The following is a 26,636-nucleotide window of genomic DNA, read 5'->3' as shown; positions in this document are numbered from 1 at the left end:
ATCAATGCACCTCTCACGCCGCAGCTTTCTGCGTGACTCCGTCCTTGCCGGTGTCGCCGCCACTTCCAGGCGAGGCAACGCCATCACAACCTCTCAGCAGGAGCCCCGCTATCGCCTCTGGTTCAACCATCCTGCCCAGGAGTGGCGCGATGCCTTCCCCGTAGGCAATGGCCGCCTCGGTGCCATGGTCTTCGGCGAGCCCATCCATGAGCGCATTCAGCTCAACGAAGAAACCATCTGGGTGGGCGAAAAACGCGATCGCAACAATCCCAATGCAGCGGAAGGCGTTCGCCGTGTTCGCGAGTTGCTCTTCGAAGGCAAGGTGAAAGAGGCGGAGGCGGAGGCGATGAAGGATGTCATCGCCGTTCCGACGCGGATGCCTTACTATCAGACTCTCGGCGATCTGCATCTGAACTTCGACGGCATTACTGACACTTCGCAGTATCGTCATGAGCTAGATCTCGACTCTGCTATCGTGACCACGCGGTTTGTCAGCAACGGAGTCACCTTTGTCCGGGAGGTCTTCTCGTCTGCTCCGGACCAGGTGATCGTCGTTCATCTCACGGCCAGCGCTCCTGGAAAGCTCTCCTTCACCGCGGCACTCGACCGTCCGGCGAATGCCACCACCGAAGTGGTGGGCAGCAAGCGGCTGGTCATGACCGGACAGGCGCTGCCGGTGAAACCGACGACAGACCCAGCAACCCAGGAACGTCAGGCCGGTGTCCGTTTCCGTTCCGAGATGGTGGCCTTGAACCGCGGTGGCCGCATCTCCGCGGCAGACAACGAGCTCAAGGTAGAAGGCGCGACCGAAGTCACGCTGCTTCTGTGTGCTGCAACCGAGATCAGGACGAAGGATATGGAAGGGGCCTGCCGCCGCTACCTTACTGTCGCCTCCGCACCCTACGCCGAAATCAAGCGCAGGCACATCGCCGACTATCGGCAATTCTTCCGCCGCGCCGACCTGACGCTGCTGAACTCACCCGATCCCAATGCCGGCGTTCCGACTGACGAACGCGTGAAGCGCATGAAAGAAGGAGAGGACGATGTTCACCTGCTGCCCACCTTCTTTCAGTTCGGACGTTATCTCCTCATTAGCAGCAGTCGCCCGGGCACGATGGCGGCCAATCTGCAGGGCATCTGGAATGACGCCCTCGATCCACCATGGGGCTCGAAGTTCACCATCAACATCAACACACAGATGAACTACTGGATCGCCGAAGTCACTGGTCTTGGCGACCTGCACTTCCCAGTCTTCGATCTGCTGGACTCAGCCCACGCCGCCGGAGTGGTGACCGCGAAGAAGTACTACAACGCTCGCGGCTTCTGCATCCACCACAACACCGATCTCTGGGGAGACGCTGTCCCCATCGATGGCATTGGCGGAGGTTTCTGGCCGCTGGGCGGCGCATGGCTCACCACTCATTTCTGGGAACACTGGCTGCACTCTGGCGATCGCACATTCCTTGAACAGCGTGCCTATCCTCATTTGAAAGAGACAGCAGAGTTTCTGCTTGGCTATCTGCAAACGGATAAGGACGGCCATCTCGTCGGTGGCCCCTCCTGCTCTCCGGAAAACGGCTACATCCTTCCTGGTACAGCTAAAACCAAAGCCAATCTGTGCATGGGCCCGACCATGGACCAGGCGATCGCCCGAGGCCTGTTCCGTCAATTTATCGCGGCAAGCAACGAACTCAACCGCGATGCGGATCTCCGCACAGAAGTAGAAGCCGCCGCAAAGAAGCTGCTGCCTTACAAGATCGGTAAACACGGCCAGCTACAGGAGTGGGCTGAAGACTATGACGAGTTCGAACCCGGACACCGTCACATCTCCCACCTGTGGGGCTTCCATCCCGACGACCAGATCACGCTGCGCCAGACCCCAGACCTTGCCGCCGCAGTTCGGGTCTCGCTCCAACGCCGTCTCGATGCTGGCAGCGGCAGCACCGGTTGGAGCCGCTCCTGGATCATCAACCAGTGTGCCCGCCTGGAGGATGGCAACCTGGCCTATGACAACATCAAGTGGTTCTTCCGCCAGAGCGTTCGTCCAAACATGTTCGATGTCTGCGGACTGAAGGACAACTCTCCGTACCAGATCGACGGCAACTTCGGTATGCCAGCCGGCATGGCGGAGATGTTATTGCAGAGCCACGGAGATATCGTGCGTCTGCTGCCCGCTCTTCCTTCTGTATGGCAGGACGGCGGCTTCCAGGGATTCCGCGCCCGTGGAGGCTACACCGTCAATCTCACCTGGAAGTCCGGCAAGCCGGTCTCGGCAGTCGTTCTAGCATCGCGCGCCGGAAAGCTTCGCCTGGCCGTGCCTCGTGGCTCATCGGTAGAGAGCGTGCAGTTGCGAGGCAAGTCCATCGGCAAGGCCGAAGGCGAAGAGTACGTCATCGATGCGGAGGCCGGTGCCCGCTATTCCGTCCGTTTCGCATAAACGTATCTGGACACTAAAGAGTATGGGGTGCGCATCGCGCACCCCGTTTCTTTGTTCTGACGCCCAGTTTAGAAATTCAGTCGCAGCGCCTGCTGCAGCACACGTGGCGGAGTTGAGGTTGAGGTAATAAGGCCGAAGCTTGTGCTGGTGGGTGCAACAGTCGGCGCTCCGAAGTTGGTGTGGTTCAGGACGTTGTATGCTTCGAACCGGTACTGCATGTGGATCCGTTCCTTGAAGACGTTGAAGTCCTTCAATACCGAGACATCCAGGTTGTTCGTTCCATCCTGCCGCCCATAGAAGAGCGGGAAGGTACGGTAGTTATAGATGGAGCTGGGCTGAGAATTCGCATCACGATTGAACTTCGTGGTATCGAACGCTCCCTCTACCCGGCGCGCATCGAACGTCACATTGTTATATGCCGTTCCATCGGCGAAGAGCGGTGCATTGTTCCATTGAATGGGAGATCCCGACAAATGCTGGAAGATCGTATTCATCGTCCATCCGCCGATCAAAACATTCACGCCATAGGGGGCATTTGCCACAAACTGCCGGCCACGTCCGAAAGGCAGACGATAGACGCCTGAAATAGAGAGATGTTGCGGAAAATCCGAAGGATTGGTCTGATAGGTCAGCGCTCCACCCGGATTGATCGGCTGCGCCTGCAGATTACGAGAGTAGGTGTAATTGACATTGAGAGTAAGCCCATCCGAAACACGCTTTTGGAAACGTGCCATGAGCGCGTTGTAGTTGGAGCTTGCACCTGGTGCCAGTTGCTGTGTTACACCGCTCTGTGCCGTGCCGTTGCCAAACTGAGGATAAGCCTGCAGCAGTACATACTTCGGAATCGTGCTAGCCGTCGCTAGCGTTCCGGTCATGCCAGGCGCTCCCTTGAATGGGTTAGTAACAGCTCCGCTCAGATTGTTCTGTACCGCGGCATCGCGCGCGGGTGAGCGGCTCAGCAGCGGCAGAACTGGTACGCAGCTTAGGCAGTTGCTGTACGAGAGATGGACCTGATGGTTGCCCAGGTAACCTACCTGGAACATTGTATTTTTGCTTACTTGGAACTGCAGATCGAGGTACCAGCGCTCAGAGTATGGAACCTTGACCGCCATCGGGCGGATGGTGATCGCCTGGCCGAGATAGGTATTTACGCCAAGCGCATTTCCGGTCGGCTGCAGAATCGGATTCGCCGTCGGAAACGGATTCGACAGTGAGGCCGCCGGCGTAAAGTTGCTGTTGAGCGAAGCCACCAGTGAAGTATTGGAGATATAGCCGTAGCTTTGCGGTGTGTAGTAATCGTTGAATGGATTGACGAAGATACCGAAGCCCGTCCGGATTACCATTCGATCATTGAAGATCGGCGGGTTGAAGGCCAAGCCCACACGCGGCGTAATGTACAGCGGCGCGGTAGCGTATTCATGGCGGCGGGCATCGGACGCAAAGACCAGCCCACCCTTGGCGTTGAAGCTGGAAGCCGCAAGCTCAGGAACCGGAGAAGCGGCGTACTTCGTTGCCGCCGCACTTGCAGCCGAGTTTACGGCGTTCGGATCGAAGTAAGAGACAGCTCGATTGTGACTTTCATTAATCGACGTCTCACTCTCCAGGCGGATACCCAGATTCAACGTCAGACGCCGAGTCAGCTTCCAATCATCCTGGACGAAACCGGCGAAGTAGTGATTGTTGAAAGTCAGGTAGGGACTGATTGTGTAGGCACCACTCGAAGGAACCCCCAGCAGGAACGAGGCCATTGAGCCGCCAAAGACCGGGCCGGCAAGTGCCGTACCCGCCTTGGTGAAGGTGTTGTCGAAGGCGAAATTACCAGTGAAGTAGTTGTTGGTTCCGGGAGCCGTCGGCGTAGCGTAGTTCCGGTTCTGGCGAAGGTCCGGACCCATCTTCAAAGTATGACGTCCATGCACCCACGTGACCGCTGTGAAGAATTGGAGAGTGTCAAAAGCAGTCCGGCTCGGCGAAGCAGCGCTCAACGTGGTGTAAGCCGTTCCAGATTCGCTGAACTGAATGCGTGGCAGCGCCGCACCGGCAGTTGACGAGGAGTCCATATAGCCGGGGAAACCATAGCTGCTGGGCTGGACACCTCCGCTGGCAATCGCCGAGTTCTTATAGGAACGGGTCAGGCTTATTCGTGAATCCATCACCACCGATGAACTGAAGGTATGGACGAAATCGACCAGGCCGCCCTGATAGACCGTATAGCTCTTCGATCCAGTAGCGATGTTGTTGAAGTAGTTGTTCTGAATCGGCTGATACTCGCTGCGATGGACATCGACAAACAACTTGTTGTTGGCACCGATGCTCCAGTCGAAGCGGCCCGAGTTGGAACTGTAGCTGTAGACGGTGTTGTTGCTGGAATAGAAGTTGTTCTGCCCGTCCGCCGTACCGGTGACGTTTGGCTGCGGATAAAGTGAGAGATACTTCTGCGCGATCTGGCTCAGACGTGAAGCAGGAATGATATTGTTCGGAAACGCTGTGCGAAGTGCCTGTCCTGAGCAATTCGGGTCGGCAGTGCCGCTAGCGGGATCAAAGATCTGATAACTGTTGTACGTAGTCGAATAACCCGTGCAACGGGTAGCTGACTTGTTCGTCCCAAGGCCCAGCAGCGCGGAAAAATCACCGTTGCGCTCCGCCGCAGTGGGCACAGTGGTCAGTGTCGGATTGGGCTGCGATCCCTTAAACCCCTCGTAGGCATACAGGAAGAAGAGCTTGTCTTTGCCGTTCACAACGTGGGGAATCCAGATCGGGCCGGCGATATGACCGCCATACTGGTTCTGGCGGTAAGCCGGCTGTTTTGTCGTCCCCGCAAACCAGCGGTTCGGGGCATTGATGGCAGAGAACTGGTTGAACTCAGATAGCGAGCCGTGGAACTGATTCGCTCCTGACTTGGTCACCAGGTTAACCGTTCCGCCCGAGGTATCTCCGGTAGAGGCATCGGCGTTGAAGACATCGACCTTCACCTCCTGTACCGAGTCCTGCAGCGGGCTGAAACCCGGCAGACGCGAGGAGTCCTGCATGTTGGGCACGCCGTTCAGCAGATACTCATTCGACTGCGAGTTTCCCCCACCGAGAGAGAAGTCGGAAGAGGCAGAGTTGTCGAAGGGACGCGCCTGCACCACAGAGTTCTTCTGTTTGACGACTACACCGTACATCGTCTTGGCAAGCGCCAGCGGGGAACGGCCGTTGTCTGGAAGGTTCTCAATCTCCTGCGCCGACAATGTCTGGCCGGCCGAAGCCGTCTCTGTCTGGATCAGCGGAACATCCGTGGTAACCCGCACCTCCTCAGTCGTGGCGCCGACCTGCATGGTGACGTCTTCGCCCACCTTCGATCCCGACTCGAGCGTCAGGTTCTCGTGCACATACCGCTGAAAACCCTGCGCGGTCACGGTAACGCGGTACTTGCCTGGAGCAAGAAAGGGCACGGTGTACTCACCCGCACCATTGCTCGCGGTCATGGAATTGACGCCTGTCTCCATGTTGGTGACAAGCACGGAGGCGTGCGGAATGGTCGCGCCCGTTGGATCTGCGACTCGCCCTGTAAGAGTTGCGCGAAACTCCTGGGCCGACATGATGGAGGCACTGGCGAGAAGAAGCAAAAGCAAAGCGGCAAAGCGTTTCATAAACGTGCTCCTGACGAAAACCGAATTTCATTTATGAATCCGGAACGGCTGCCACACTAGCGAGGTGAAGAAAGAATTGTCAATAAAGAATGAGAGGAAACGTGACGATTTTCTGCATTTTTCCCTTGAAATTCTCGTATTTTGTCAAAATATATCGACAAAAAATGCAATGCACGTCGAACCCTCCACATTGCATACTTGGGTGGCATAAACGACAGCGCCTTCTCTTTCCTCGGCACACTTCAATCCAGGATTCGGTTGGTGCTAACCATCGTTTTCAGTAACGACGAACGATTCGCGGTCAACTACCGTTGCTTCGCGAAGTGGAGATACGCACAACTATGAATCGCCGCGAGATGATGAAGCTGGGCGCCGGAGCGTTTGCAACATCCCTTCCCCTGGTCGCGCACGCAGAACACCCATTCCGCGATGCGGCACCGGATAGCGGTGCCACCGCAGACCAAGGCGGAGATGCAGTGCAGGGAACCATAGAACAGTGGGGAATCTTCGAAGTGGCTCTCGCCGGCCCCTCCGAAGGAAATCCATTTATCCAGGTCACGCTGTCGGCGGAGTTTCGCCACCAGCATCGCACCGTCAGCGTCACCGGTTTCTACGACGGCAATGGAACCTATCGCATCCGCTTCATGCCTGATGCCACCGGCGACTGGAGCTACGTCACCACGTCTTCCGCCGGCGCGCTGCATGGTAAGTCAGGCAGCTTTCAATGCACCTCTGCCTCGACGGGAAACCACGGACCGGTCCACGTTGCTCACCAGTTCCATTTCCAATACGCGGACGGAACCCCATACTTCCCCTTTGGCACCACCACCTACTCCTATCTGTTCATGAGCGAGCCATACGATTTGCAAACGATTGCCTCACTGAAGGATTCCCCCTTCAATAAGGTCCGCGTCTGTGTCCTGCCCAAGGGGCAAGGTAAACGCGGCCTGCCGGAGTTTCCGTTTGAACACGCAGCGGGCTCCAGCAGCGCTCATCGCGAGGAACTGAAAGACGGCCATCCATCGAACGCGACCTTTGATTGCGATCGCCTGAACCCGCGCTACTTTCAATTGCTCGAGCGACGCCTTCTGGAGCTCCAGAAGGCCGGGATCGAAGCGGACCTGATCCTCTTCCATCCGTATGACTCGTGGGGCTTCAAATCGATGACACCAGAGCAGGATGACCGTTACCTGCGGTATGCCATCGCCCGCTTCGCCGCCTACCGGAATGTCTGGTGGGCGATTGCAAACGAGTATGACCTGGTAAAGACCAAGAGCCTGGCCGATTGGGATCGCTTCTTCCGCATCACGGTCGCCAGCGATCCCTACAGCCATTTGCGTTCTATCCATCACAGCAAGGTCATCTACGACCACTCCAAACCATGGTGTACGCACGCGAGCCTGCAGGAATATGACTTCCAGAAGTCGGCAGAGCGCCGCGCCGCCTGGAACAAGCCCATCGTCTATGACGAGATCCAATATGAAGGCAACATCGCCCGCCGCTGGGGCAACCTCTCTGCTGAAGAGGTGACGCGGCGTTTCTGGCTCGCTACTGTCCATGGTGTCTATGCCTCCCACGGAGAGACCTACAAGACACCGCCGGGCGAGCCCGTCTGGAGTGATGGCGGAAAACTGCGCGGCATTAGCTCTCCGCGCATCGCCTTTCTGCGTAAGCTGCTGGAACGGGCGACACAAACCGGAGTCAATGAGTTCGAGGACGCCTACTATCCATCGGCCGGCAAAGATAAAGAGCTTTATCTTTACTACTTCGACTTTCACTGCGTCGGTGAATACGACTTTCCTCTTCCCGCAGGTGTGCGCTTCAAAGCCACACTGATCGATCCCTGGAATATGACAGAGCGCGAGCTGCCCGGCGTCTTTACCGGAAAGTCCACGGGCAGCAGGTTCGTCGACGAAAACGCCGGCGACCAGATTCAGGGTGGCACTAACCATATCGAGCTCACGGGCAAGCCTTACATGGCTGTGCTCTTCCAGAAAGTTTAGGAGTGTGACATGCATCTGTTGACACAGGCCCGCGTTCGCATCCGGTCCATTGTGGCTTTCTCCCTTGTATTCGCCGCGCCAGCCATCGTGATGGCGGCTCCCGTAAAGGTCGTCGTCCCGGAGAACGCCTCACCTCGTGAGCGCTTTGGCGCCGATCGGCTACAAGCGGCGCTCACAGCGAACCACATTGAGAGTGACGAACGGATCGTACTTGGTCTGCGTTCCCTTCCCGCAGTCGAAAAGTACAAGCTACTGCCACAGCTATGGCCCGGTGCTACCGAAGCCTTTGTCATCAAGCGCATCGGCAACCAGATCATCGTTGCCGGGAGTGACCCCTCCGGAGTTCTGTACGGAGCGCTGGAACTCGCCGATCGCATCAACCAGATGCATACTCTGCCAAAGGAGATCGAGTTCATCGATCATCCCGCACTGAAGCTGCGCGGAACCTGCATCGGGATGCAGAAACCCGAGATCACCTACGAAGACGCGCAGTACGACTACCCCTACACGCCCAAAGACTTTCCCTTCTTCTACGACAAGGCGGAATGGACTCGCTACCTGGACATGATGGTCCGCCAGCGGTCGAACACGCTCTATCTCTGGAATGGACATCCGTTTACTTCGCTGCTGAAGCTGCCGAAGTATCCAGAGGCTCAGGAGATGAGCGATGCGCAATTGAATCAGAACATCGAGATGATGCGCTGGATCACGGCCGAAGCCGACAAGCGCGGCATCTGGCTCCTGCAGGGCTTCTATAACCTCCATCTCTCCCATGCGTATGCCAGAGCTCACCATCTTCCCTATCACCTGGTGAACCCGACGCCGGAGGCCATCGAGTACACCCGCTACGTCATCTCCGAGTTCATCCGCAACTATCCGAACGTTGGCCTGATGATGACGCTGGGTGAGGCCCTGTCCCCACACAAGGGTGTCGAACTCATGACCCAGGCCATCATCCCTGGCGTGAAGGACGGTATGAAGGCCCTTGGCACCACAGTGGAACCGCCGATCGTGCTTCGCGACCATGCCACCGACATCGAAGATGTGTTGAAGGCAAGCAAGCCGCTGTATGGCAATATCGATACCCTCTCCAAGTGGAACGGTGAGTCCCTCACCTGGACAAACGATCGCGGCAAGGTGCTTGACCGCTTCAAGCTGCTGGTAGAGAACAGCAACGTCGCCGTCTCCAACGTCCACCTGCTCTCAAACCTTGAGCCCTTCCGCTGGGGAGATCCTGACTTCGTTCGCGAGACCCTGCTGAACTATCAGCGCATCGGCATCGGAGGCGTACACCTCTATCCTCTACGCTACTGGGACTGGCCCAACGCCGCCGACAAAACCGAGCCCTTGCTCTATCAGCCGGAGCGGGACTGGATCTGGTTTGAAGCCTGGGCCCGCTATGCCTGGAATCCCAATCGCGATCCACAGAAGGAGCGCGCGTATTGGATCCAGGAGTTCGCCCAGCGATTCGGCACATCACAGGCCGGAGAAAAGCTGCTCGATGCCTATACTCTCGCAGGTCCAGCACAACCGCGCCTGTTACCACGTATCGGCATCACCGAAGGCAATCGCCAGGCGTTTGCTCTTGGGATGACGATGCCAGAGCTGATCGATGCCAAACGCTTTGGTCCCGCTGAGACGCTCTGGACCGCCAACGCTCCGGCCGGAGAGCGTTTGTACGACTACGTGAACCATGAGTTCCATCACCAGCCACACCAGGGAGAAACACCTACCGGTGTAGCCGATACCGTCACGAAAGGCGCAGAACAGGCTTACGAAGCAGCCAAAGCAGCGGCGCCGTATGTCAAGAGGAACAAGGACGAGTACGACCGTATCGTCAGCGACATGCAGTGCATCTGGCTCCTGATGCAGTTCTATCAGGCAAAGACCCACGCTGCTGCTGAAGTCATGCTGTTTGGGTACGACAAAGATCAGCAACATCTTGAAAAGGCCGATTCCCTTCTTGCCTCTTCGGTCGAGTTCTTCCGCCAGTTGACGGCGATCACCGACAAGACCTACCGCAACGCAGCAGGTATGCAGACCTCACAGCGGCAGATTCCCGTACGCGGAGGCCCGAAGACCAATCACTGGCGCGACCTTCTGCCAGTCTATGAGAAGGAGTTGGCCGCCTTCCGTTCGCGTCTGAAAAGCATGAACGACCCTGCCGCGCTGGCAGAGGCGCAGAAGCCGGTAGAGAGACCGCCTCAGGTCGCCTTTCAGCTCGAGCCCGGCTCCGGCGAAGCATTCACTGTCAAAGCTGGCGAGTCGATCTTCCCCGACGGGCCACAACAGATCGCATCCGTGGCCGGCGAGCTAGATGGTATGCACGGAATCCGCGTCAGCAGCAAGGGCAACACGCCCGTACGCTTCACTCTCGACAAACCTGCCCAGGTTCTCGTCGGTTTCGTCCGCAAGGGAGTCAACAAAGCCGGCCCACAGAATGCCGACGCCGAAAACTGGAATATCGTCCTGACCAATGCGGTTGCGTTGAAGGGAGCACCAGCCCTCACCGTATGGGCTGCGCCGCTTTCTGCTGGACGTAATGAGCTCGACCTTGGCCGCGGGAGCTACGTGATTCTTGGCTTCATCCCACAGGAGACAAAGGTCAAAGCCCGTATCAACTTCTCCACTGCTTCCGTCGATGGAGAACCACCGAACCTCGACTGGATGTTCGAAGACTAAGCGGAACGGGCACCCCAGGTTCCTGACATAGGGTACCGTTTGTTATTTGTCATTTCGTAGTGACCGAAGGGAGCGGAGAAATCTGCTTCTCTACCTCGAAATTCACCCTCACCGCGAAGCCGTCTTCGCAGCACCATGCCGCTGCTCTAGGCGGCCCGCCACCTCATCACTGATCTTCAAAAAGCTACCGTGCTTGCATCCATGCGGCAGATCAATCTTGTCGGTCGCATCGCTCCAATGCACCCAATCCGTGGTCTCCACCGCCTTGAATCGCGCCGGCGGGCGATAGTAGTCGTAAAAGACCACATATCGATCGCCAACCTGGAGGGCCGACGGCCCCTCACTCCATGTAGGTGTAATCGGCCCGGATATATTGCTCCACGGCCCCTGCACACTTGGCCCCCTGGCGACACGAATCTGGTAACGCAGCGGATCCTGGTTCTGGTCCTTGAAGACGAGGTACCAGGCAGCGAGATCCTTCCGCGACACGTTGTGAAAGATCGTCTGATCGATGGTGACGTATCCCGGGTCGAACCACACTGATGGCTTACTAAAGCTCTTAAGATCCGCCGTCATCGATGACCAGATATGGTGATTGTTCGGCTCACCCTTCATCGCCGAAGACCATAGAACGAGCCACTTTCCGGCCATCGTGTCCCAGTAGATCTCCGGCGCCCAGGTGTTATTGGTCTCAGGAAAATCAGCCATGATCGGAATTTCGCGCGTTCCCGTCCAGTGCTGCAGGTCGTCTGACTCGGCAAAACCGATCGACTTGCCTCGCCAGTCCCACGTCCACACCAAACGGTACTTCCCATCGGGTCCCTGCGTCAGATAGGGATCGCGAATCTTTTGCCCTGCCGGAGGAAGAAACCACGGCGACCCATCGTTCAGCAGAGCGTAATGATAGCCATCATGCGATAGGGCAAAGTAGATACCGGTATCGCCAGGTTCCCTAAAATAGGCAAAGAGATAGCTTTCGGCGCGTGCGGCGACTGTCATCAGTCCCAGCAACATGGAAGCGGCAACGGTTGCTCGTTTCATGATCTCTTCGCTCCTTTCACGGCTTTTTCGCTCTCAGAAGCTGTACCGTCAGCGGACCGAGTTCCTCGCGATGCGCGGTTATCTTTCCATCTACCCAGACCCGGAATCCGCGTCCCTTCCGGTAGTGCGCTCCATCACGGTCATAGATCAGTGTCAACAGATGCCCGTGGTACGGCAGCCCCTCCAGAGCGAAGTATTGCCAGGTACCCGCAGGCAGCAGTGGATGAAGGTGCAAAGTCTCTCCCGGCTCTGGTCGAATTCCCAGAAGACCGGTGATCAACGGATCAGCAAAGCCGGAATGGTTGTAGTAGTTCCCTCGCCCGACCTGCTTGTTCTTCTCCCTGAGCATGCGGCGCGCGATCCAGTCATCGGCATCCGCGTCCCGATCCTCATCAATCCACGGGATCGAGTGTCCACCCGGCAGAGTAAGGTGCTGCGCCAGTACATAGCGTGCAAACAACTTGTAGTATTCGTTGCTGCTGATGGATGACGTTCCACGCGTCTGCAACAACTCCGCCATAGCTGTCAGTGTTTGTGTGGTTGCAAAGGGCCACATAGGACCATTCCAGGTGCACTGATCACTACTGGCAAAACGAAACCGCGGATTCCGCTTTTCGGCCGTCGTCGGTCCATACTTCCCCTCAAAACCCTGCGGGTCAAACAACTGCTTCCAGGCAATATCCTGGTCCGGCGTCGCAATGCCATAGGTCCACGGGATGTAGCCGATCAGCTCCCGCACGCCCGCAAGCTGCATCTGCGTTCCTGGATGGGCAACGGTTCCCGGATCGACAAACTTCTTTTGTTTGCGGATACCTGAATCGGCGGCAGGTGAAACCACTTCGTAAAACTGATCCTTCGCATTCCAAAGCCGCTCGTGCACCAGGTTTCGCAGCAGATCCGCCTTGCGGGCAAACTTCGTGCGTAGATCGGCATCGTCAGTAAGCGCGGCGAGTGCTCTCGCATCGGCCACCATATAGCTATTCAAGGTAGGCCGATAGCCATCGCCCGAGATGGACTTCTCCATCGCATCCCGCGTATCGATCGACCAGTACAGTCCATTGCTGTCTCGCTGCGTTGCATCCCAATGCTCCGCATACTGAATCAGCGCTGACAGGTTATCTCGCCCAAGATCGCGCGATCCTGCGGCCAGAGTGACCTGATAGAAGGCATCTGCCAGCGGCACGGAATACTTCCATGGATCAGCCTCCGGCCTCAGCCAATATCGTGCATAGTCGCCGGCGATCTCCGACCTGCGCAGCCATCGTGCCTCACGCAGATGAAACGGTGTCGCGTCCGGCAGAACCCCATACGCTCCATCCTGACTCTCCGGCTTGGGCAGCCACTCGGTAATCAGGTAGCCATACTTCTCACTGTGCACTACATGCTTCTGGAAGGCGTACCAGCGGAAGTAGTACAACTCATTGAAGTCCTTATTCGAAGACTCGAAGAGCGGAATATTTGCCGCCATCCAGTCATACGAGTCATTTCCCAGGCTCCCGGTGACGAGCTTCTCCTGCTGGCGAAACTCGTCGACATAATGACGAAAGCTCTCGGGCCGCAAGACCACCTGACCATACAGGCTGGAAGCCGCGAACGTAACACTGCAGACAATAGCGTGAAGGCGTTTCATACAGGTATCCACGACAATAGGGCTGCAGGCTGACGTTTCGCAATCACGTCAGTGCACCTGCACCATAATCTTCTTCATCGCAGCAGGATTCGCAGCCCAACGGGCGATATAGTCAGAAGCCTCACCCATCCCCACAACCGCGCTGATCGCCCTCTCCACAGGGAAGCGTCGGGCTTCCAGCATCGCGATGACCTCGAGAAAATCGCCGGCCAGGGCATTCCGCGAACCCATGATGTTAAGCTCCTTTTGGACAAAGAGCTTCGTCTCATATGAGACCGGCTGCTTGGCGTAGCCGATATAGACGACCCTGCCCGTAAAAGCGACCTGCTCGACCGCCATGCGGAATGTCTCCGGCAGGCCGATCGCTTCGATCACGACATCCGGTCCACATCCGGTAATCTCTTTCAACTTCACGGCAGCATCTTCGCGCCGGGTGTTGATCAGGTGTACTGCTCCTGCAGCACGGGCAATCTCTAATTTGTCGTCGTCCTGATCGATCGCAATCGTCTGCGTACCGCGAAACGCAGCGCCCGCTACCGCACCAAGCCCGACACCGCCGCAACCGAAGATCGCGACAGTATCACGTTCTGTCACGCGCCCCTGGGCCACCGCATGGAATCCGATGGTCAGCGGTTCTACCAGACACAGCTCACGCAGGCTCAACGAAGGCGAGGTGTACAACTTCTCCTCCGGCACGCGGATGCGTTCCGTCAGAGCGCCATCGCGCTGCACCCCCAGGGTCTGGTTGAACTCGCAGGCATTCACACGCCCATTGCGGCATGACGCACAGCACCCACAGCTCGTGTAAGGCGAAACCGTTACTCGTGTCCCCGCAGGGTATTTCTCCGAGCCTTCCAGAACGGTCGCTGCAATCTCATGCCCCGGGATCCTCGGATAGCTCACCATCGGATTGTTTCCGCGGTAGCTGTTCAGATCTGACCCGCAGAGCCCGACCATCTCTACCTGCAGCAGTACACCATCGTTTCCGGGCTCAGCGACATCGGTTATCGCCAGCTCACCGGGAGCAACCATCGTCAACGCTCTCATGCCTTTGCCACCTTGCTCTCGTCTTCTTCCGATACCGCCAGCACTCGTCCAATATCTTCGTTCTCCGGGCGTCCCTGCGGCCATGAGATGTTGTGTACCGGAGCCACCAGACGTCGTACCGTCCGCAGCACCTGCGCATCCGGTGCAAAATCCAGCGCAGCACACGCCGAGTCCACCTGCTCCACACTCGCAAATCCCATCAACGTCGATGCAACAGATGGATGTTGCAGACATACCCACATCGAGAGCGTGGCGGGGTCTACACCGGACGAACGGCAGAACGAAACCACCTCCGCCCCAGTTGCGCGCACCACAGGCGGAGCAGGATGCCATTCGGGAAGCCTAACCCCTCCCAGAATCCCCATATGCAGAGGCGATGCATTGATCAACCCAATCCCCATCCGTCCCGCAGCCGAGGTCAAGGTTTCATCCATGTCATTCGATAGGAGATTCCAGTGGCAGTAGTTCAATACCGTGTCGACCGGCGCTTCGGAAGCCACTCTGGCCAGCAGGCTTGGCCAATATCCGGTGATGCCTACGTACCGTGCCTTACCTTGTCGCTTCAACTCCCACAATGCAGGAACCGTCTCGTGAATTACCTGATCGATATCCCCGAACTCGATATCGTGTGCCTGAATCAGATCCACGGCATCCGTCTTCAACCGGCGCAGCGAGGCTTCCAAGCTGGCGGTGATCCCCTTTGCCGAGAAGTCAAACCGATCGGCGCCATTCCGGCCACACTTGGTCGCCAGCACCACGTTCTTTCGATAAGGGGCAAGCGCCGATCCAAGACGCTCCTCTGCCAGTCCCGCCCCGTAATAAGGAGAGACATCGAAGAAATTGATGCCGGCATCGACAGCCCTCCCAACCAGAGCGCCATCGTCAGCCCGAGGAACGGGTGAGAAGACATTGCCCAGCGGAGAAGCGCCAAACCCGACAACAGAGACGGAAAGGCCAGTAGAACCGAGTGTGCGATAGCGCATAGTAAACGTAACAGTTAACGTTTACTGAAATGCACAAGATTTAGCAATCACTCTCTGCTTCAGCTTTATTGATGATGCGCCGAGCGCGACTCAGTGCGTGTACGGAATCTCCAGCACCATGTGTTTGTCGATATGATCCCGTGCTGCGAAATTTCCCTGGTTGATCGCGATACTGAGCCTGTCCCTCGAATCGATGTAAAGCAGATCTTTCCCAACAGGCACATCGTCGAAGGTTCTCACAAAGGGGATACGATAGGCTTTCCCGTTCAGCGTCAATGGAACGAGATCTCCACGGGAATAGCCAAGCTTTGCAAAAAGAGCCTGCGGTACGTTGAGGACCAGGTTTCCGTAGGGGCCATCTGTCCCGATAACCTCCGCATGTAAACCTTTTTCGTCGAGCTTTGCGACCGTCCCCTGGAGCTTGACAAGTTGGGCAACGGGAATCGCAGGACCAGCCGTCGTCCAATCATCCCCACGCGCGAGATGGGCCGCTGCTGGAGAGAAAATGTCACGGCCATGAAATGTGGACGAAAGCTTCGCTCCGATCATCCACTCCGAACTGGTTATCTCTCTTGCGGCTTCCAGGCCATCGCGCTCTGCAATGCCGGTAATCAGGCCGTTATCAGGCAGGACGAAGTACTGTCCCACCTTCGACTTCACAATAATGGCCTTTTGAGCCGTACCAACGCCAGGATCGATCACTGCGACAAACACTGCATCCTTCGCAAAATACGGAGCGCTTCCAGCGAGAAACCGAGCACCTTCGCTGATGTCATAGGGCGTAACCTGATGCGTGATATCGATGATCGTGGCGGTTGGTGCAATGCCATGCATGACGGCACGGCAGATACCCACCGCATCATCTTTCGTATCGAAGTCGGTCAGAAACCCAATCGTGTGAGATCCGGTCTGGGCGATCGCCCCAACCCCAACGCTCAACAGAGCCATTGAAACAAGAAGCAAAAGCGCCAAATATCGAAAAACTCTCAAAGCCAACTCCTCACTTCCTGAAGGTGCTCGTTACGGTTTCGCCCGCCGAGGATCGCGGAAATTTGACATGCGGTCCCCCTCTAAGGCATTATCCACATCGATAGCGGCAGAGAATCGAAAGCCGCCCCACGCCCGTCTTCCATGGGTGCTGGGGCGGCTTTTTACGTTTTTACGGCACACGAAGGGCGGTCCCATGGAATCTACGGCCTCATTCCCAGAGACATTGGCATCCAAGAGCTCTTCGCGGCTCGAGGCCATCGGCATTCCCCCTGTTCTTCTGTGGGGTTTTGTTGGCCTGCTGCTGTTCATGATCGGCGATGGCGTCGAATCAGGCTTCTTCACCCCCTACCTCGTCAGCCGAGGACTCACCATCGGCGATGCGGCAACGATCTCTTCTGTTTATGGAGCAATGGCAGCCCTGGCCGGGTGGCTCTCCGGAGCCCTCTCAGACGTGTGGGGGCCACGCCGGGTTATCAAGATCGGCCTTATCCTCTGGCTTCTCTTTCAGGTGCTTTTCCTAACCCTCGGCCTGCAGCATGCCGCCTATCCCGCAGTCCTGATGACCTACGGCCTGCGCGGTCTCGGCTATCCGCTCTTCGCCTTCGGCTTCCTGGTGTGGATCACACTCGCCGCCCCCAAACATCGCCTCGCCTCCGCCATGGGCTGGTTCTGGTTTGCCTTTACGGGAGGCCTCCCCACGTTGGGATCTCAGGTAGCCCGACTGTCGATTCCCTACTTCGGCCAGTACGGTACCTTCTGGATTGCCACAGCTCTGGTTCTCACCGGAGGAGCGGTTCTGCTGATCGGCGTCCGCGAGCCTCGCGGCAACTCACGCCTCATCGCTGAAAACGACAATCCCTTCCACGCCCTGCTCAACTCAGTCACGCTGGCATGGCGGAAGCCGAAGACTGGAATTGCCTGCGTCGTACGCGTCATCAACACGGCGCCCGAGTTTGGATTCTTCGTTATTCTTCCGGCCTTCTTCCAGGACAGAATCGGCCTGACCCAGGCGCAGTTTCTCACCCTGCTGAGCGCTATCTTCCTCTCCAACATCATTTGGAACCTGCTCTTTGGCCTCATCGGAGACCGATTTGGATGGCGGCAAACTGTGGCCATCTGTGGCGGCCTGGGGTGTACCATCACCACGCTTGCGCTCTATTACGTCCCACTGGCCACGAAGAGCTATGGCCTCAGCGTCGCCATTGGCATGCTCTACGGCGCTACACTCGCGGGCTATGTCCCACTCTCTGCGCTTGCCCCTATGCTCGCTCCGGAGAATCGTGGCGAAGCACTCTCGCTACTCAGCCTCGGCGCGGGCGGCGCCATGCTCGTCGGGCCTGGCCTCGTACGCATCTTCTATCACTCTGTTGGCATCGGTGGTCTCATGTGGATCTTCGCCGGCCTCTACCTGCTGAGCAGCCTGCTCGCCTGGACCCTGACCATTCCTAACGAATCGCACTCCGAGATCTGACCATGGCCTGGATCGCAATTGACGCAGGAACGACCGTCATCAAAGCAGTCGCCTTTAGCCACACCGGCAAGGAGCTAGCCCTCTCGCGCGCCAACACGGAAGTACTGCGTCCTCAGAATGAGTACTCCGAGCAGAGCCAGGAAAGCATGTGGCAGGCAGTCGCATCGACCGTTCGCCAGACCGCACAACAGTGCGGCGAGCCGATCGAAGGTATCGTCTCCACAGCACAAGGAGATGGCTGCTGGCTTGTCGACGCCTCCGGCATCCCGGTGCGCAACGCCATTCTTTGGAACGATGGCCGTTCATACGAGATTGTCGAACGCTGGCACGAAGAAGGTATTATCGACCGAGCCTTCCACATCTCGGGATCCGCTTCGTATCCGGGCTTGCCAAATGCAATTCTCCGCTGGCTCTCACTGCATGAACCACAGACGCTGACGCGCGCGCGCTGGGCGCTTACCTGCAACGGATGGCTCTTTTCCTGCATGACTGGTCGTTATGCCGCTGACCTCTCTGATGCATCCAACCCCTTCTGCGACATCAAACATCGGCAGTACTCTCCAGATCTGCTCGAGCTCTTTCAGCTCGAAGAACATCTTGAGAAGCTGCCTCCCATCGCTCAGGGAAACGATCTCAGCGCTCCACTCACGTCGACCGCGGCACAGCAGATGGGACTTCCCGCAGGCATTCCTGTTTTGATGGCTCCTTACGACATCGTCACGACGGCTTTTGGCTGCGGCGTCAACACGCCCGAACGGGCATGCGTCATTCTGGGCACAACCATCTGCACCGAGACCATTCTTCCTGACATGGATCTCGCACAAGCCGCCTCTGGCACAACCATCGCGTTTGAAGACGGGCAGTTCCTTCGCGCCATGCCGACCCTCACGGGTTGCGAGGCTCTACGCTGGGGCTCGACACTCTTTGCAGGCGGAGATCAGCAGCGACTCGAACAGCTTGCGCAGGCAGAGTGTGTATCGCGGGATGGTGCCTTCTTCCTGCCCTATCTCTCCGCTGCCGGAGAACGAGCTCCCTTCCTCGAACCGAAGGCTCGCGGCAGCTTTCATGGTCTGTCGTTCAACACCTCTCCATCGCAGATTGCTCATGCCTTGTACGAAGGCCTCGCCTTTGTCATCCGCGAATGCCTCGAACGTACTGCGCATCCTGCCCTGCAGAGCGTATCTGTCGCCGGTGGAGGAGCGCGGAGTGATTTCTGGTGCCAGATGATCGCAGATGTTACCGGACGCAATGTAGTTCGCCCGGCAGGCAACGAACTTGGCGCACTGGGCGCCTTCCTTTGGGCTCTTAAGACCGCAGGCAACATCGATCACGCGCAGAAGGTCTCTCTCAGCATCGAGACGGAGACAACCACCTTCGTCGCGCGCACCGCCGAATACGACCTCTTCTCCCGTCGCTACAAAACCTGGCTCGCATTGCGCGATTCCTCATCGTCGCAGTGGCAGATGCTTCGGGGGGAGAGATGATGGAGCCCGTCTATCTCGGCATCGATCTCGGCACACAGAGCGTAAAGGTGATGGCGGTAACGATCGCAGGTCGCGTCGTTGCATCCTCTTCTGCGTCGCTCACCAGCACACGAAACGGGATTCGTCACGAGCAGAATGCTGAAGACTGGTGGAGTGCGGTCTGTGCCAGTTGCTCTGCGGTCACCAGACAGCTCGCCGGCGCTCCCATTCTTGGGATCGCTGTCGACGCAACTTCGGGCACGATCGTCGTCACCGACTCTCAGCTCCGCCCCTGCGGCCCGGCCCTGATGTATGACGATGCCAGGGCGCTGGCGGAGGTTGACGAAGTCAATCGTGTTGGCGATGGCGTCTGGCAGCAGATGAGCTATCGCATGCAGCCTTCCTGGGCTCTCCCCAAGATCGTATGGCTCTCGCGTCACGGCTTTCTTTCGCCCGACCGCCGCATTCTCCATCAGAACGATTTCATCAATGCACGGATGGCAGGCGTACTGCTTCCAACGGACAGCAGTAATGCCCTCAAAACTGGATACCATCAACTCGAAGACAGGTGGCCTGACGATGTCCTCAACACACTGGGAATCGATTCAGGGCTTTTGCCAAAAGTTGTTCGCCCCGGTATTCGCATCGGAGTGACAGGACGCCGCTCCGTCCAGGAAACAGGCATCCCCACCGACACCCCCATCTACGCCGGTATGACCGATGGCTGCGCCTCGCAGATCGCATCTGGTGCCGTCAGTCCCGGGAGCTGGAGCTCTGTCATCGGCACAACACTCGTATTGAAGGGTGTGACGCCTGATCTTCTCCACGATCCCCGCGGGGTCATCTATTCCCACCGTTCCGCCGATGGAATGTGGCTCCCTGGAGGAGCGTCCAATATCGGCGCAGGAATCATTGCGAAAGAGTTCAAGGCGAAGGATCTTCCACGCCTCAACCAATCAGCGGCAGCGGCAGACGACCCCACCGGCATCGTGATGTATCCGCTCAGTGGACGCGGAGAGCGCTTCCCCTTCTCAAACTCCGATGCCACCTGCTTCGCCCTCGGGCAATCCGGCTCCGATGAGATGAAGTATCGCGCAATCCTCGAAGGCATCGCCTGCACCGAGCGGCTCTGCGTGGATGTCATGGTCGCGGGCGGCGCTCCCCGGGAAGGCGACTTCTTTATCTCCGGCGGAGCCACAAAGAGCGAGGCCTTCAATCAGATCCGCGCTGATATTCTTCGCCGTCCCCTCATCATCCCCTCTGTGACGGAAGCCGCATTCGGCATGGCCGTTCTTGCAGCATCCTCAACCGACTCACTGCATCATGCCGCCAAGCGCATGGTGCATATCGAAAAAACGATCGAACCCACAGGACAGTCCTCGATGTATCTGGAGCAGTACCAAAAATTTGTAAAAGAACTGAAGCAGCGGGGCTGGCTGGATCCCGCGCTGGCATGCGCAGCGATCAAGGGGATAATGCAATGAGCCGCCTCTTCCTCGTCCGCCACGGTGAGACCATATGGCACGCCGAAAACCGCTACGCCGGCCGAACCGACATCGCGCTCACACCCAAAGGTATCCAGCAGGCCGGACGGCTTGCACGCTGGGCAGCAACCACCAGCATTCAGTCTGTATGGTCGTCATCACTCTCTCGCGCCATCAAGACGGCTACTCCTGCGGCAGAAGCTCTGGGGCTGAAGCTCCAGACCGACGACCGCCTCCTTGAGCTGGACTTCGGGCGAGCCGAAGGGCACACGAAGAGCGAGTTGCAGACGATCATGCCCGAAGCTCTCGCTGCATTCCGCGGCGATCCTGTCCTCCATCACATGCCCGGTGGCGAAGATCCAGTCACAGCCGCCGAACGCGGCCTCGCCGCTCTTCGCTCCATCGCAGCGCCCCTTCCCCCGCATGGACACGCACTGGTCGTCGCCCACAGCACGCTGCTGCGGCTCGTCCTCTGCCGGGCTCTTGGAATCTCGCTATCTCGCTACCGGGACCTGTTTCCGACCTTTCATAACTGCGCCATCACCGAGATCGAGATACGGCCTAACTCCGCCGTAAGTCTTTTGTCGTTCAATGCCCCCCTCCCACTTCCCACGAAGGAGACTTCCCTGTAATGCCTCAAGAAAAGCTTCTCGTCATTGGAGACAACTTCATCTCGTCGCAGCTCATGCGCACCTCCCTTGGTGAGCTTGCCGATCGCTTCGAGGTCACCGAAGCATCGACTCCTTTTCCCATCGAGCCGTTCCGCAATATCGCCGAGGTACGCGAGGCCTCCGGCTCGGAAGAGCAGATGGTCGACGTTCTCCAGGGTGTTTCCATCTGCATCGCACATCATGCTCCTCTCACTCGGCGCGTGATGGAACAGGCAAAAGACCTTCGCCTCTTCATCGTGTGCCGCGGCGGTCCGGTCAACGTCAACGTACCGGCGGCCACGGAGCACGGCATCGCCATCGCCTACACACCGGCACGAAACGCTGCAGCAACGGCGGAACATACCATCGCCATGATGCTGAGTGCACTCCGCTTCATTCCACAGACGCATGCTGCTCTTCATCGCGGTGAGTGGAAGGGCGATTACACGTGGGACAGCGCCGGCTTTGAGCTTGAAACCGCAACCGTCGGTCTTATAGGCTACGGCGCCATCGGCGGCATCGTTGCCCGCATCCTGCGCGGATTCGGTACAACCGTTCTCTGCTATGACCCTTATGCGCGCATGACTGAAGACTCACCCGCAATCCAGGTAGCGACTCTGGACGAGTTGTTGCAACGCTCCGATGTCGTCTCACTCCACGCCCGCGAGACCGCTGAAACCCGCCATATCCTTGGCGCGGAACAGATCCGGAAGCTCAAGCGCGGCGCTGTCGTCGTCAACTGCGCTCGCGGTGCGCTGATGGATTATCAGGCTCTCGAACAAGCGCTTCGCTCCGAACACCTGTTTGCGGCAGCAGCAGATGTCTTTCCTGAGGAACCGCTCCCCACCGGCTCAAGCCTGCTGCAACTCCCAAACTTCATCACCACACCGCACATCGCCGGAGGCACTAAGCAGGCTGCTATCAAAGCAACCCGCATCGCAGCAGAGGAATTGGGAAACTACCTTCAGAACGGAACCCTGCGTTATTGCGCAAATCCAGAGGTACTTACACAGCAAAAGGTTGCTAAATAATCCACAACCGCTGATCACTGACGGAGACCGCGTGAATCCCCGCAGCCAGAAGGTCCTCGATCTCTTTGACGGTCTCGATCAGCCCTCCCCCAATAATCCGCAGTGAGGGATGGTCTTCCAGCAACTTCCGCGCTACCTTGGGTGCTGCCATCGCAGGCAGCACCTCCACCGCATCCGGAAGGAACTGCGCCAGTGACCGGCGAGTGGCGGTCACGGCCGCCGAATCAAGGCTGAACGTGCGCTGTACGGTAATCAAGCCAAAGGATTGCGCGGCCTTTAGTATCTCGGAGCGTGTCGAGACGATTCCGGCGACGTTATGGCTCGCGAGAAACTCCACCGCAAACCGGTCGCGCGCCAGTCCGTCGAGAAAGTCGATATTGACCAGGCATTGCTTTCCCTGTTCCGCCGCTCGCTGCAGCATGCCAGGGAGAGACAGAGGATTTCCCGTCAGCAGGTATACCGCTCGCGGAGGGCTTTGGAGAGCCACTTCGAATGCAGGCGGCTCATTCACCGCCGCAATAATCGGCGTATCGATCAGCGTCTGCCTGACTCGAGGCGATGTCTCGCGCTCGTCCTGGCGACGGGTTTCCCTGCTGCGCTCCACGTACCCTCTTTTCAATACCTCTAGATCAGGGTACTCAATTTTCATTGCAGCGATAACCTTGGAGATTTGGCCGTATCAAGCTTCGCTCCCAGCAGCCCTGCAATCGTCGGCGCAATCTGTCGCATATCGATCACTCCCAGATTCTTCCCTTTCGCAACGCCGGGACCTTCGACAAAGAACGAGGAGTGCATCTCGTCGAGCGTGTTCATATAGCCGTGGGTACCTTCGTCCTTTGTGAGGTCTTCCAATTCCGGCTCGGCGAAACCAACCGCCATGCGATATCCCGGTTTGAAATTCACGACAAAAGCGACGTCGGGGTTCATTCCCTGTTGCACAGCCTTCTCGTGCGAGACGATCTCGGCGATTCCATAGCGTGGATCTGCCGCGAGCTTTGCCAACAGGATCTGCACCTTCTTTTCCGTTTCAGCGTCACCCTTATCACGCAGCATCATCATGGCGGTGCCGCCCGCCGGCCAGGCGAAGACACTCCACCGATCCACCGTCGCCTTTTCGTGTCCTGAAAGCGAGATAAAACCTTCTTTGACCAGTGCCGAGTTCAGATAGACCCGGTGCCGCACCGCACTGAAGCCGTGATCCGAAACTACGGCGATTACTCCATTCGGATGTACCTTGCGTTGCGCTATCGCGATACGGCCCACCATCTCGTCGATCTTCTCCAGGTCAGCGTTCGCCTCCGGGCTGAAAGGACCGTGTTCGTGCTCCACATGGTCCAACGAGACAATATGGACCGTTAGAAAGTCAGGATGCCGGCTTTCGATCATCGCAATCGTCGTCCGCGTCACCGTCTCATCAAAGACGGCGTCCGAATTGCGTATGTTGAATGGCCCGGCCTTCTGCTCCAGCTCCTCCAGCATTCCAGCGGGGCGCGAGACAGCCTCCTCCATATACCGGTCCGGCTGCGTCCGCTGACGAAAATACTCCGGAATGTTGTAATCAATTCCACTGGCCTTGACCGTGACAGGCCAGTAAACACTCGCTGTCACCAACCCTGCATCCTTTGCTGCCTGCCATAGGGTCGGAGCCTGCACCGCCTGGGCATACCAGTACCAGCCACCATGCTCCTTCCCTTCGGGATCGAAGAGCTCATTGTTATAGATACCGTGCTCTGACGGCAGAACTCCCGTGACCAGGGTGGTGTGGTTGGGATAGGTCACAGTCGGCGACACATTCACCACCCCCTCCGCGTGAGCACCCTCCGCAAGTATCCGGCGGAGGTTGGGAATTTTGAGGCCGTGCTGGTCCGCCCGTGTGACATAGTCAGGCCGAAGGCCGTCAATCGAGATCATTAACACCGGGCGATGCGTCTGCGCTGACAGTGCTGTCGCGAAACACATCATCACACCTGACAGGAAAATGGATACTGCTAGCCTCAAGGAGCCTCCAAAAGGTAATGCGGCGAAAGAAGTACAAAAACACAAAAGCCGTACAAAACCGGGCATAAAAATGCCTGGCTTTGTACGGCTCTCTGATCTCTGCCGTGTCGATTAGGACTATGCTTGTTCGCCTTACGGCTTGTCAACTCTTGCAGCGCGTGAAACCTGGCGAAGCTTTTCGACCCACATAGCGGAATACAGGGCGTTAGCATTTTTATGCACTATTGCAAAAAAGTACGACAGTGTGATGTCATGAGTGGCAAGTTTAACCCTCTGGTTGCCCTTACCTTATGGCGGAATCATCCTTGAAACACCTGCAACAAGCTGCAAACCTGACCCGCATCCGTGCGATGTCGATGACCCATCATTCGCAACTGGGTCACACCGGCGGCGACCTCTCCTCTGCCGACGTTCTTACCTGTCTCTACCTGGGTGGAATTCTGGCGGTCGATCCCGCGCGGCCCCACTGGGAGCAGAGAGATCGCTTCATCATGTCCAAGGGGCACTGTTCGGGCGCCTTCTATGCAACACTCGCCGCCCGTGGCTTTTTCCCGGTCGAACAGCTCAAGACCTTTATGGACCCGCTGTCCATGCTGAATGGACATCCGGACCGGAACAAGCTGCCCGGAGTGGAAGCGAATACCGGCCCCCTGGGCCATGGAGCACCGATCGCCGTCGGCGCTGCCCTTGCGGCGAAGATGCGCGGTGAGCACTGGCGGGTCTTCGTCCTTACCGGCGATGGTGAGCTGCAGGAAGGCTCCAACTGGGAGGCCGCTATGACCGCTCACCATTACAAACTCGATAATCTGACGGTCATCGTAGACCGCAACCGGATTCAGCAGGGTGACTTCACCGAAAACACGATTCAGATGGATCCGCTCGCGCCGAAGTGGTCCTCCTTCGGCTTTGCCGTGCGCGAAGTCGATGGACATAATCACGAAGAGCTGATGCAGGTCTTTCAGTCGCTCCCTCTCGAACCCGGCAAACCCACCTGCATCATCGCAAATACGGTCAAAGGAAAAGGCGTCAGCTTTGCAGAGAACAAGCCCGCTTGGCATCATGGTGTGCCGACCCGTGAGCAGCTTTTCATGGCGGCGGAAGAACTCGGAGTGGAGGTCCCATGGTAGTCGCTGCTCCCGTTGAGACATCGGCCAAGACTTACGATTGCCGCGAAGCCTACTCCAGAACCCTCGAAGAGATGGCCGCGCAGGACAAACGTGTCTGCGCCGTCGTCAATGACTCGGTCTCTTCGACCAAGCTCAAGAAGTTCAAGGAACTCTTCCCCGACCGGTTCGTCAACGTCGGCATTGCGGAGCAGAACATGGTCGGTGTCGGCGCCGGCCTGGCCAACGGAGGCATGGTCCCCTACGTATGCGGAGCCTCCTGTTTCCTGACCGCCCGCGCCATGGAACAGGTAAAGGTCGATCTTGGCTACTCCAAATGGAATGTCAAGCTATGCGGCATGTCCTCCGGCATGGCCTATGGGCAGCTTGGCGCCACCCACCACTCCATCGAAGACATGGCCTGGACACGCATCATCCCGAATCTCACCGTGATCGTTCCGGCGGATCCCCTGGAAACCGAGCAGGTCATGCGCTATTCGCTGCGGCACGATGGCCCCATGTTCCTTCGCATCAGCCGCGTTCCGGTGCCTGAAGTACATGATCGCGGATATCAGTTCACCCTGGGCCGGGCCGCACTGATGAATGACGGAGACGATGTCACCATCATCACCAACGGCATCCTGGTAGCTCGGGCACTGCAGGCCGCGAAGCTTCTGGAACAACGCGGCATCTTCGCCCGCGTGCTGAATATGAGCAGCATCAAACCGCTCGATTACGACGCAATCATCAAAGCCGCGAAAGAGACCCGCGGCATTGTCACCGTCGAAGAAGCACTCACCGCCGGAGGCCTGGGCGGAGCGGTCGCCGAGGTGCTCGCGCTCCATCACCCTGCACCGATGCGCATGCTTGGCCTTCCTGACGTCTTCGCACCTACCGGGTCCGCGGAGTTTCTGCTCGATCACTTTCATCTGAACGCAGACGGCATGGTGAACGCGGCACTCGATCTGCTGGGAGAGAACAAGTAGGCGTAGAT

At 57.8% G+C, this 26,636-nt stretch carries 18 protein-coding genes; 10 read left to right on the top strand and 8 right to left on the bottom strand.

Features of this window, described 5'->3' with window-relative positions:
- The first annotated feature begins 4 nt into the window (after positions 1 to 4).
- Positions 5 to 2,437, top strand: a complete 2,433-nt coding sequence (locus tag FTW19_RS09660) for a glycoside hydrolase family 95 protein (protein WP_147647430.1) — start codon at positions 5 to 7, stop codon at positions 2,435 to 2,437.
- A gap of 68 nt (positions 2,438 to 2,505) precedes the next feature.
- Here FTW19_RS09660 and FTW19_RS09655 read toward each other — a convergent pair whose 3' ends face one another.
- Positions 2,506 to 6,066 carry a TonB-dependent receptor gene (locus FTW19_RS09655; RefSeq protein ID WP_147647429.1) on the bottom strand — a complete coding sequence of 1,187 codons (3,561 nt, stop codon included), beginning with the start codon at positions 6,064 to 6,066 and terminating at the stop codon, positions 2,506 to 2,508.
- A 341-nt stretch (positions 6,067 to 6,407) separates the two neighbouring features.
- Here FTW19_RS09655 and FTW19_RS09650 point away from each other — a divergent pair, with 341 nt between their 5' ends.
- Together FTW19_RS09650 and FTW19_RS09645 are read left to right on the top strand one after the other, a co-directional pair.
- Entirely contained in the window at positions 6,408 to 8,069 is a 1,662-nt protein-coding gene (locus FTW19_RS09650) for a DUF5060 domain-containing protein (protein WP_147647428.1), read from the top strand.
- Positions 8,070 to 8,078: 9 nt separating this feature from the next.
- Positions 8,079 to 10,751 carry a hypothetical protein gene (locus tag FTW19_RS09645; RefSeq protein WP_147647427.1) on the top strand — a complete coding sequence of 891 codons (2,673 nt, stop codon included), beginning with the start codon at positions 8,079 to 8,081 and terminating at the stop codon, positions 10,749 to 10,751.
- A 108-nt stretch (positions 10,752 to 10,859) separates the two neighbouring features.
- Here FTW19_RS09645 and FTW19_RS09640 read toward each other — a convergent pair whose 3' ends face one another.
- From FTW19_RS09640 to FTW19_RS09620, 5 genes are all read right to left on the bottom strand, one after another.
- Positions 10,860 to 11,792: a glycoside hydrolase family 43 protein gene (locus FTW19_RS09640; protein WP_147647426.1), complete on the bottom strand. Its 933-nt coding sequence runs from the start codon at positions 11,790 to 11,792 to the stop codon at positions 10,860 to 10,862.
- Between the two features lie 16 nt (positions 11,793 to 11,808).
- Positions 11,809 to 13,422 carry an MGH1-like glycoside hydrolase domain-containing protein gene (locus FTW19_RS09635; RefSeq protein ID WP_147647425.1) on the bottom strand — a complete coding sequence of 538 codons (1,614 nt, stop codon included), beginning with the start codon at positions 13,420 to 13,422 and terminating at the stop codon, positions 11,809 to 11,811.
- A 48-nt stretch (positions 13,423 to 13,470) separates the two neighbouring features.
- Entirely contained in the window at positions 13,471 to 14,469 is a 999-nt protein-coding gene (locus FTW19_RS09630; RefSeq protein ID WP_147647424.1) for a zinc-binding alcohol dehydrogenase family protein, read from the bottom strand.
- Positions 14,466 to 15,452, bottom strand: coding sequence for an aldo/keto reductase (locus tag FTW19_RS09625; protein WP_147647423.1), 987 nt, complete (start codon positions 15,450 to 15,452; stop codon positions 14,466 to 14,468). The genes FTW19_RS09630 and FTW19_RS09625 overlap by 4 nt, the downstream gene beginning before the upstream one ends.
- A gap of 90 nt (positions 15,453 to 15,542) precedes the next feature.
- A complete protein-coding gene (locus FTW19_RS09620) occupies positions 15,543 to 16,442 on the bottom strand; it encodes an SAM hydrolase/SAM-dependent halogenase family protein (protein WP_246153659.1) in 900 nt (299 codons plus the stop codon).
- A 193-nt stretch (positions 16,443 to 16,635) separates the two neighbouring features.
- Here FTW19_RS09620 and FTW19_RS09615 point away from each other — a divergent pair, with 193 nt between their 5' ends.
- Genes FTW19_RS09615 through FTW19_RS09595 form a run of 5 tightly spaced genes read left to right on the top strand, consistent with a single transcriptional unit; the run spans position 16,636 to position 22,541 of the window.
- The gene (locus FTW19_RS09615) at positions 16,636 to 17,913 is read left to right on the top strand and encodes an MFS transporter (protein WP_147647422.1); all 1,278 of its coding nucleotides are present in this window, start codon (positions 16,636 to 16,638) and stop codon (positions 17,911 to 17,913) included.
- A gap of 2 nt (positions 17,914 to 17,915) precedes the next feature.
- Entirely contained in the window at positions 17,916 to 19,397 is a 1,482-nt protein-coding gene (locus tag FTW19_RS09610) for an FGGY-family carbohydrate kinase (RefSeq protein ID WP_147647421.1), read from the top strand.
- Complete coding sequence (locus tag FTW19_RS09605) at positions 19,394 to 20,860, top strand: FGGY-family carbohydrate kinase (protein ID WP_147647420.1); 1,467 nt, start codon at positions 19,394 to 19,396, stop codon at positions 20,858 to 20,860. The genes FTW19_RS09610 and FTW19_RS09605 overlap by 4 nt, the downstream gene beginning before the upstream one ends.
- The gene (locus FTW19_RS09600; protein ID WP_147647419.1) at positions 20,857 to 21,492 is read left to right on the top strand and encodes a histidine phosphatase family protein; all 636 of its coding nucleotides are present in this window, start codon (positions 20,857 to 20,859) and stop codon (positions 21,490 to 21,492) included. The genes FTW19_RS09605 and FTW19_RS09600 overlap by 4 nt, the downstream gene beginning before the upstream one ends.
- A complete protein-coding gene (locus FTW19_RS09595) occupies positions 21,492 to 22,541 on the top strand; it encodes a 2-hydroxyacid dehydrogenase (protein ID WP_147647418.1) in 1,050 nt (349 codons plus the stop codon). The genes FTW19_RS09600 and FTW19_RS09595 overlap by 1 nt, the downstream gene beginning before the upstream one ends.
- Here FTW19_RS09595 and FTW19_RS09590 read toward each other — a convergent pair.
- The gene (locus FTW19_RS09590; protein ID WP_187143397.1) at positions 22,534 to 23,145 is read right to left on the bottom strand and encodes a glycerol-3-phosphate responsive antiterminator; all 612 of its coding nucleotides are present in this window, start codon (positions 23,143 to 23,145) and stop codon (positions 22,534 to 22,536) included. The genes FTW19_RS09595 and FTW19_RS09590 overlap by 8 nt on opposite strands.
- 41 nt (positions 23,146 to 23,186) lie before the next feature.
- Positions 23,187 to 24,539 carry an alkaline phosphatase family protein gene (locus tag FTW19_RS09585; RefSeq protein ID WP_187143396.1) on the bottom strand — a complete coding sequence of 451 codons (1,353 nt, stop codon included), beginning with the start codon at positions 24,537 to 24,539 and terminating at the stop codon, positions 23,187 to 23,189.
- 305 nt (positions 24,540 to 24,844) lie between these two features.
- Between FTW19_RS09585 and FTW19_RS09580 the strand changes: the two genes are divergently transcribed.
- Complete coding sequence (locus FTW19_RS09580; RefSeq protein WP_222705554.1) at positions 24,845 to 25,666, top strand: transketolase; 822 nt, start codon at positions 24,845 to 24,847, stop codon at positions 25,664 to 25,666.
- The gene (locus FTW19_RS09575) at positions 25,660 to 26,628 is read left to right on the top strand and encodes a transketolase family protein (protein WP_147647414.1); all 969 of its coding nucleotides are present in this window, start codon (positions 25,660 to 25,662) and stop codon (positions 26,626 to 26,628) included. Before FTW19_RS09580 ends, FTW19_RS09575 begins: the two co-directional genes overlap by 7 nt.
- Positions 26,629 to 26,636: the final 8 nt, after the last annotated feature.

It is taken from the genome of Terriglobus albidus (assembly GCF_008000815.1).
Lineage (GTDB): Bacteria > Acidobacteriota > Terriglobia > Terriglobales > Acidobacteriaceae > Terriglobus > Terriglobus albidus_A.
The sequence above is the reverse complement of the archived record's forward strand: the minus strand, read 5'-3'. Positions and strand labels throughout refer to the sequence as shown.

Bases quoted from the DNA above. Each gene is read 5' to 3' on its own strand.
- FTW19_RS09660 (WP_147647430.1), top strand. From the start codon at position 5: ATGCACCTCTCACGCCGCAGCTTTCTGCGTGACTCCGTCCTTGCCGGT.
- FTW19_RS09655 (WP_147647429.1), bottom strand. From the start codon at position 6,066: ATGAAACGCTTTGCCGCTTTGCTTTTGCTTCTTCTCGCCAGTGCCTCC.
- FTW19_RS09650 (WP_147647428.1), top strand. From the start codon at position 6,408: ATGAATCGCCGCGAGATGATGAAGCTGGGCGCCGGAGCGTTTGCAACA.
- FTW19_RS09645 (WP_147647427.1), top strand. From the start codon at position 8,079: ATGCATCTGTTGACACAGGCCCGCGTTCGCATCCGGTCCATTGTGGCT.
- FTW19_RS09640 (WP_147647426.1), bottom strand. From the start codon at position 11,792: ATGAAACGAGCAACCGTTGCCGCTTCCATGTTGCTGGGACTGATGACA.
- FTW19_RS09635 (WP_147647425.1), bottom strand. From the start codon at position 13,422: ATGAAACGCCTTCACGCTATTGTCTGCAGTGTTACGTTCGCGGCTTCC.
- FTW19_RS09630 (WP_147647424.1), bottom strand. From the start codon at position 14,469: ATGAGAGCGTTGACGATGGTTGCTCCCGGTGAGCTGGCGATAACCGAT.
- FTW19_RS09625 (WP_147647423.1), bottom strand. From the start codon at position 15,452: ATGCGCTATCGCACACTCGGTTCTACTGGCCTTTCCGTCTCTGTTGTC.
- FTW19_RS09615 (WP_147647422.1), top strand. From the start codon at position 16,636: ATGGAATCTACGGCCTCATTCCCAGAGACATTGGCATCCAAGAGCTCT.
- FTW19_RS09610 (WP_147647421.1), top strand. From the start codon at position 17,916: ATGGCCTGGATCGCAATTGACGCAGGAACGACCGTCATCAAAGCAGTC.
- FTW19_RS09605 (WP_147647420.1), top strand. From the start codon at position 19,394: ATGATGGAGCCCGTCTATCTCGGCATCGATCTCGGCACACAGAGCGTA.
- FTW19_RS09600 (WP_147647419.1), top strand. From the start codon at position 20,857: ATGAGCCGCCTCTTCCTCGTCCGCCACGGTGAGACCATATGGCACGCC.
- FTW19_RS09595 (WP_147647418.1), top strand. From the start codon at position 21,492: ATGCCTCAAGAAAAGCTTCTCGTCATTGGAGACAACTTCATCTCGTCG.
- FTW19_RS09575 (WP_147647414.1), top strand. From the start codon at position 25,660: ATGGTAGTCGCTGCTCCCGTTGAGACATCGGCCAAGACTTACGATTGC.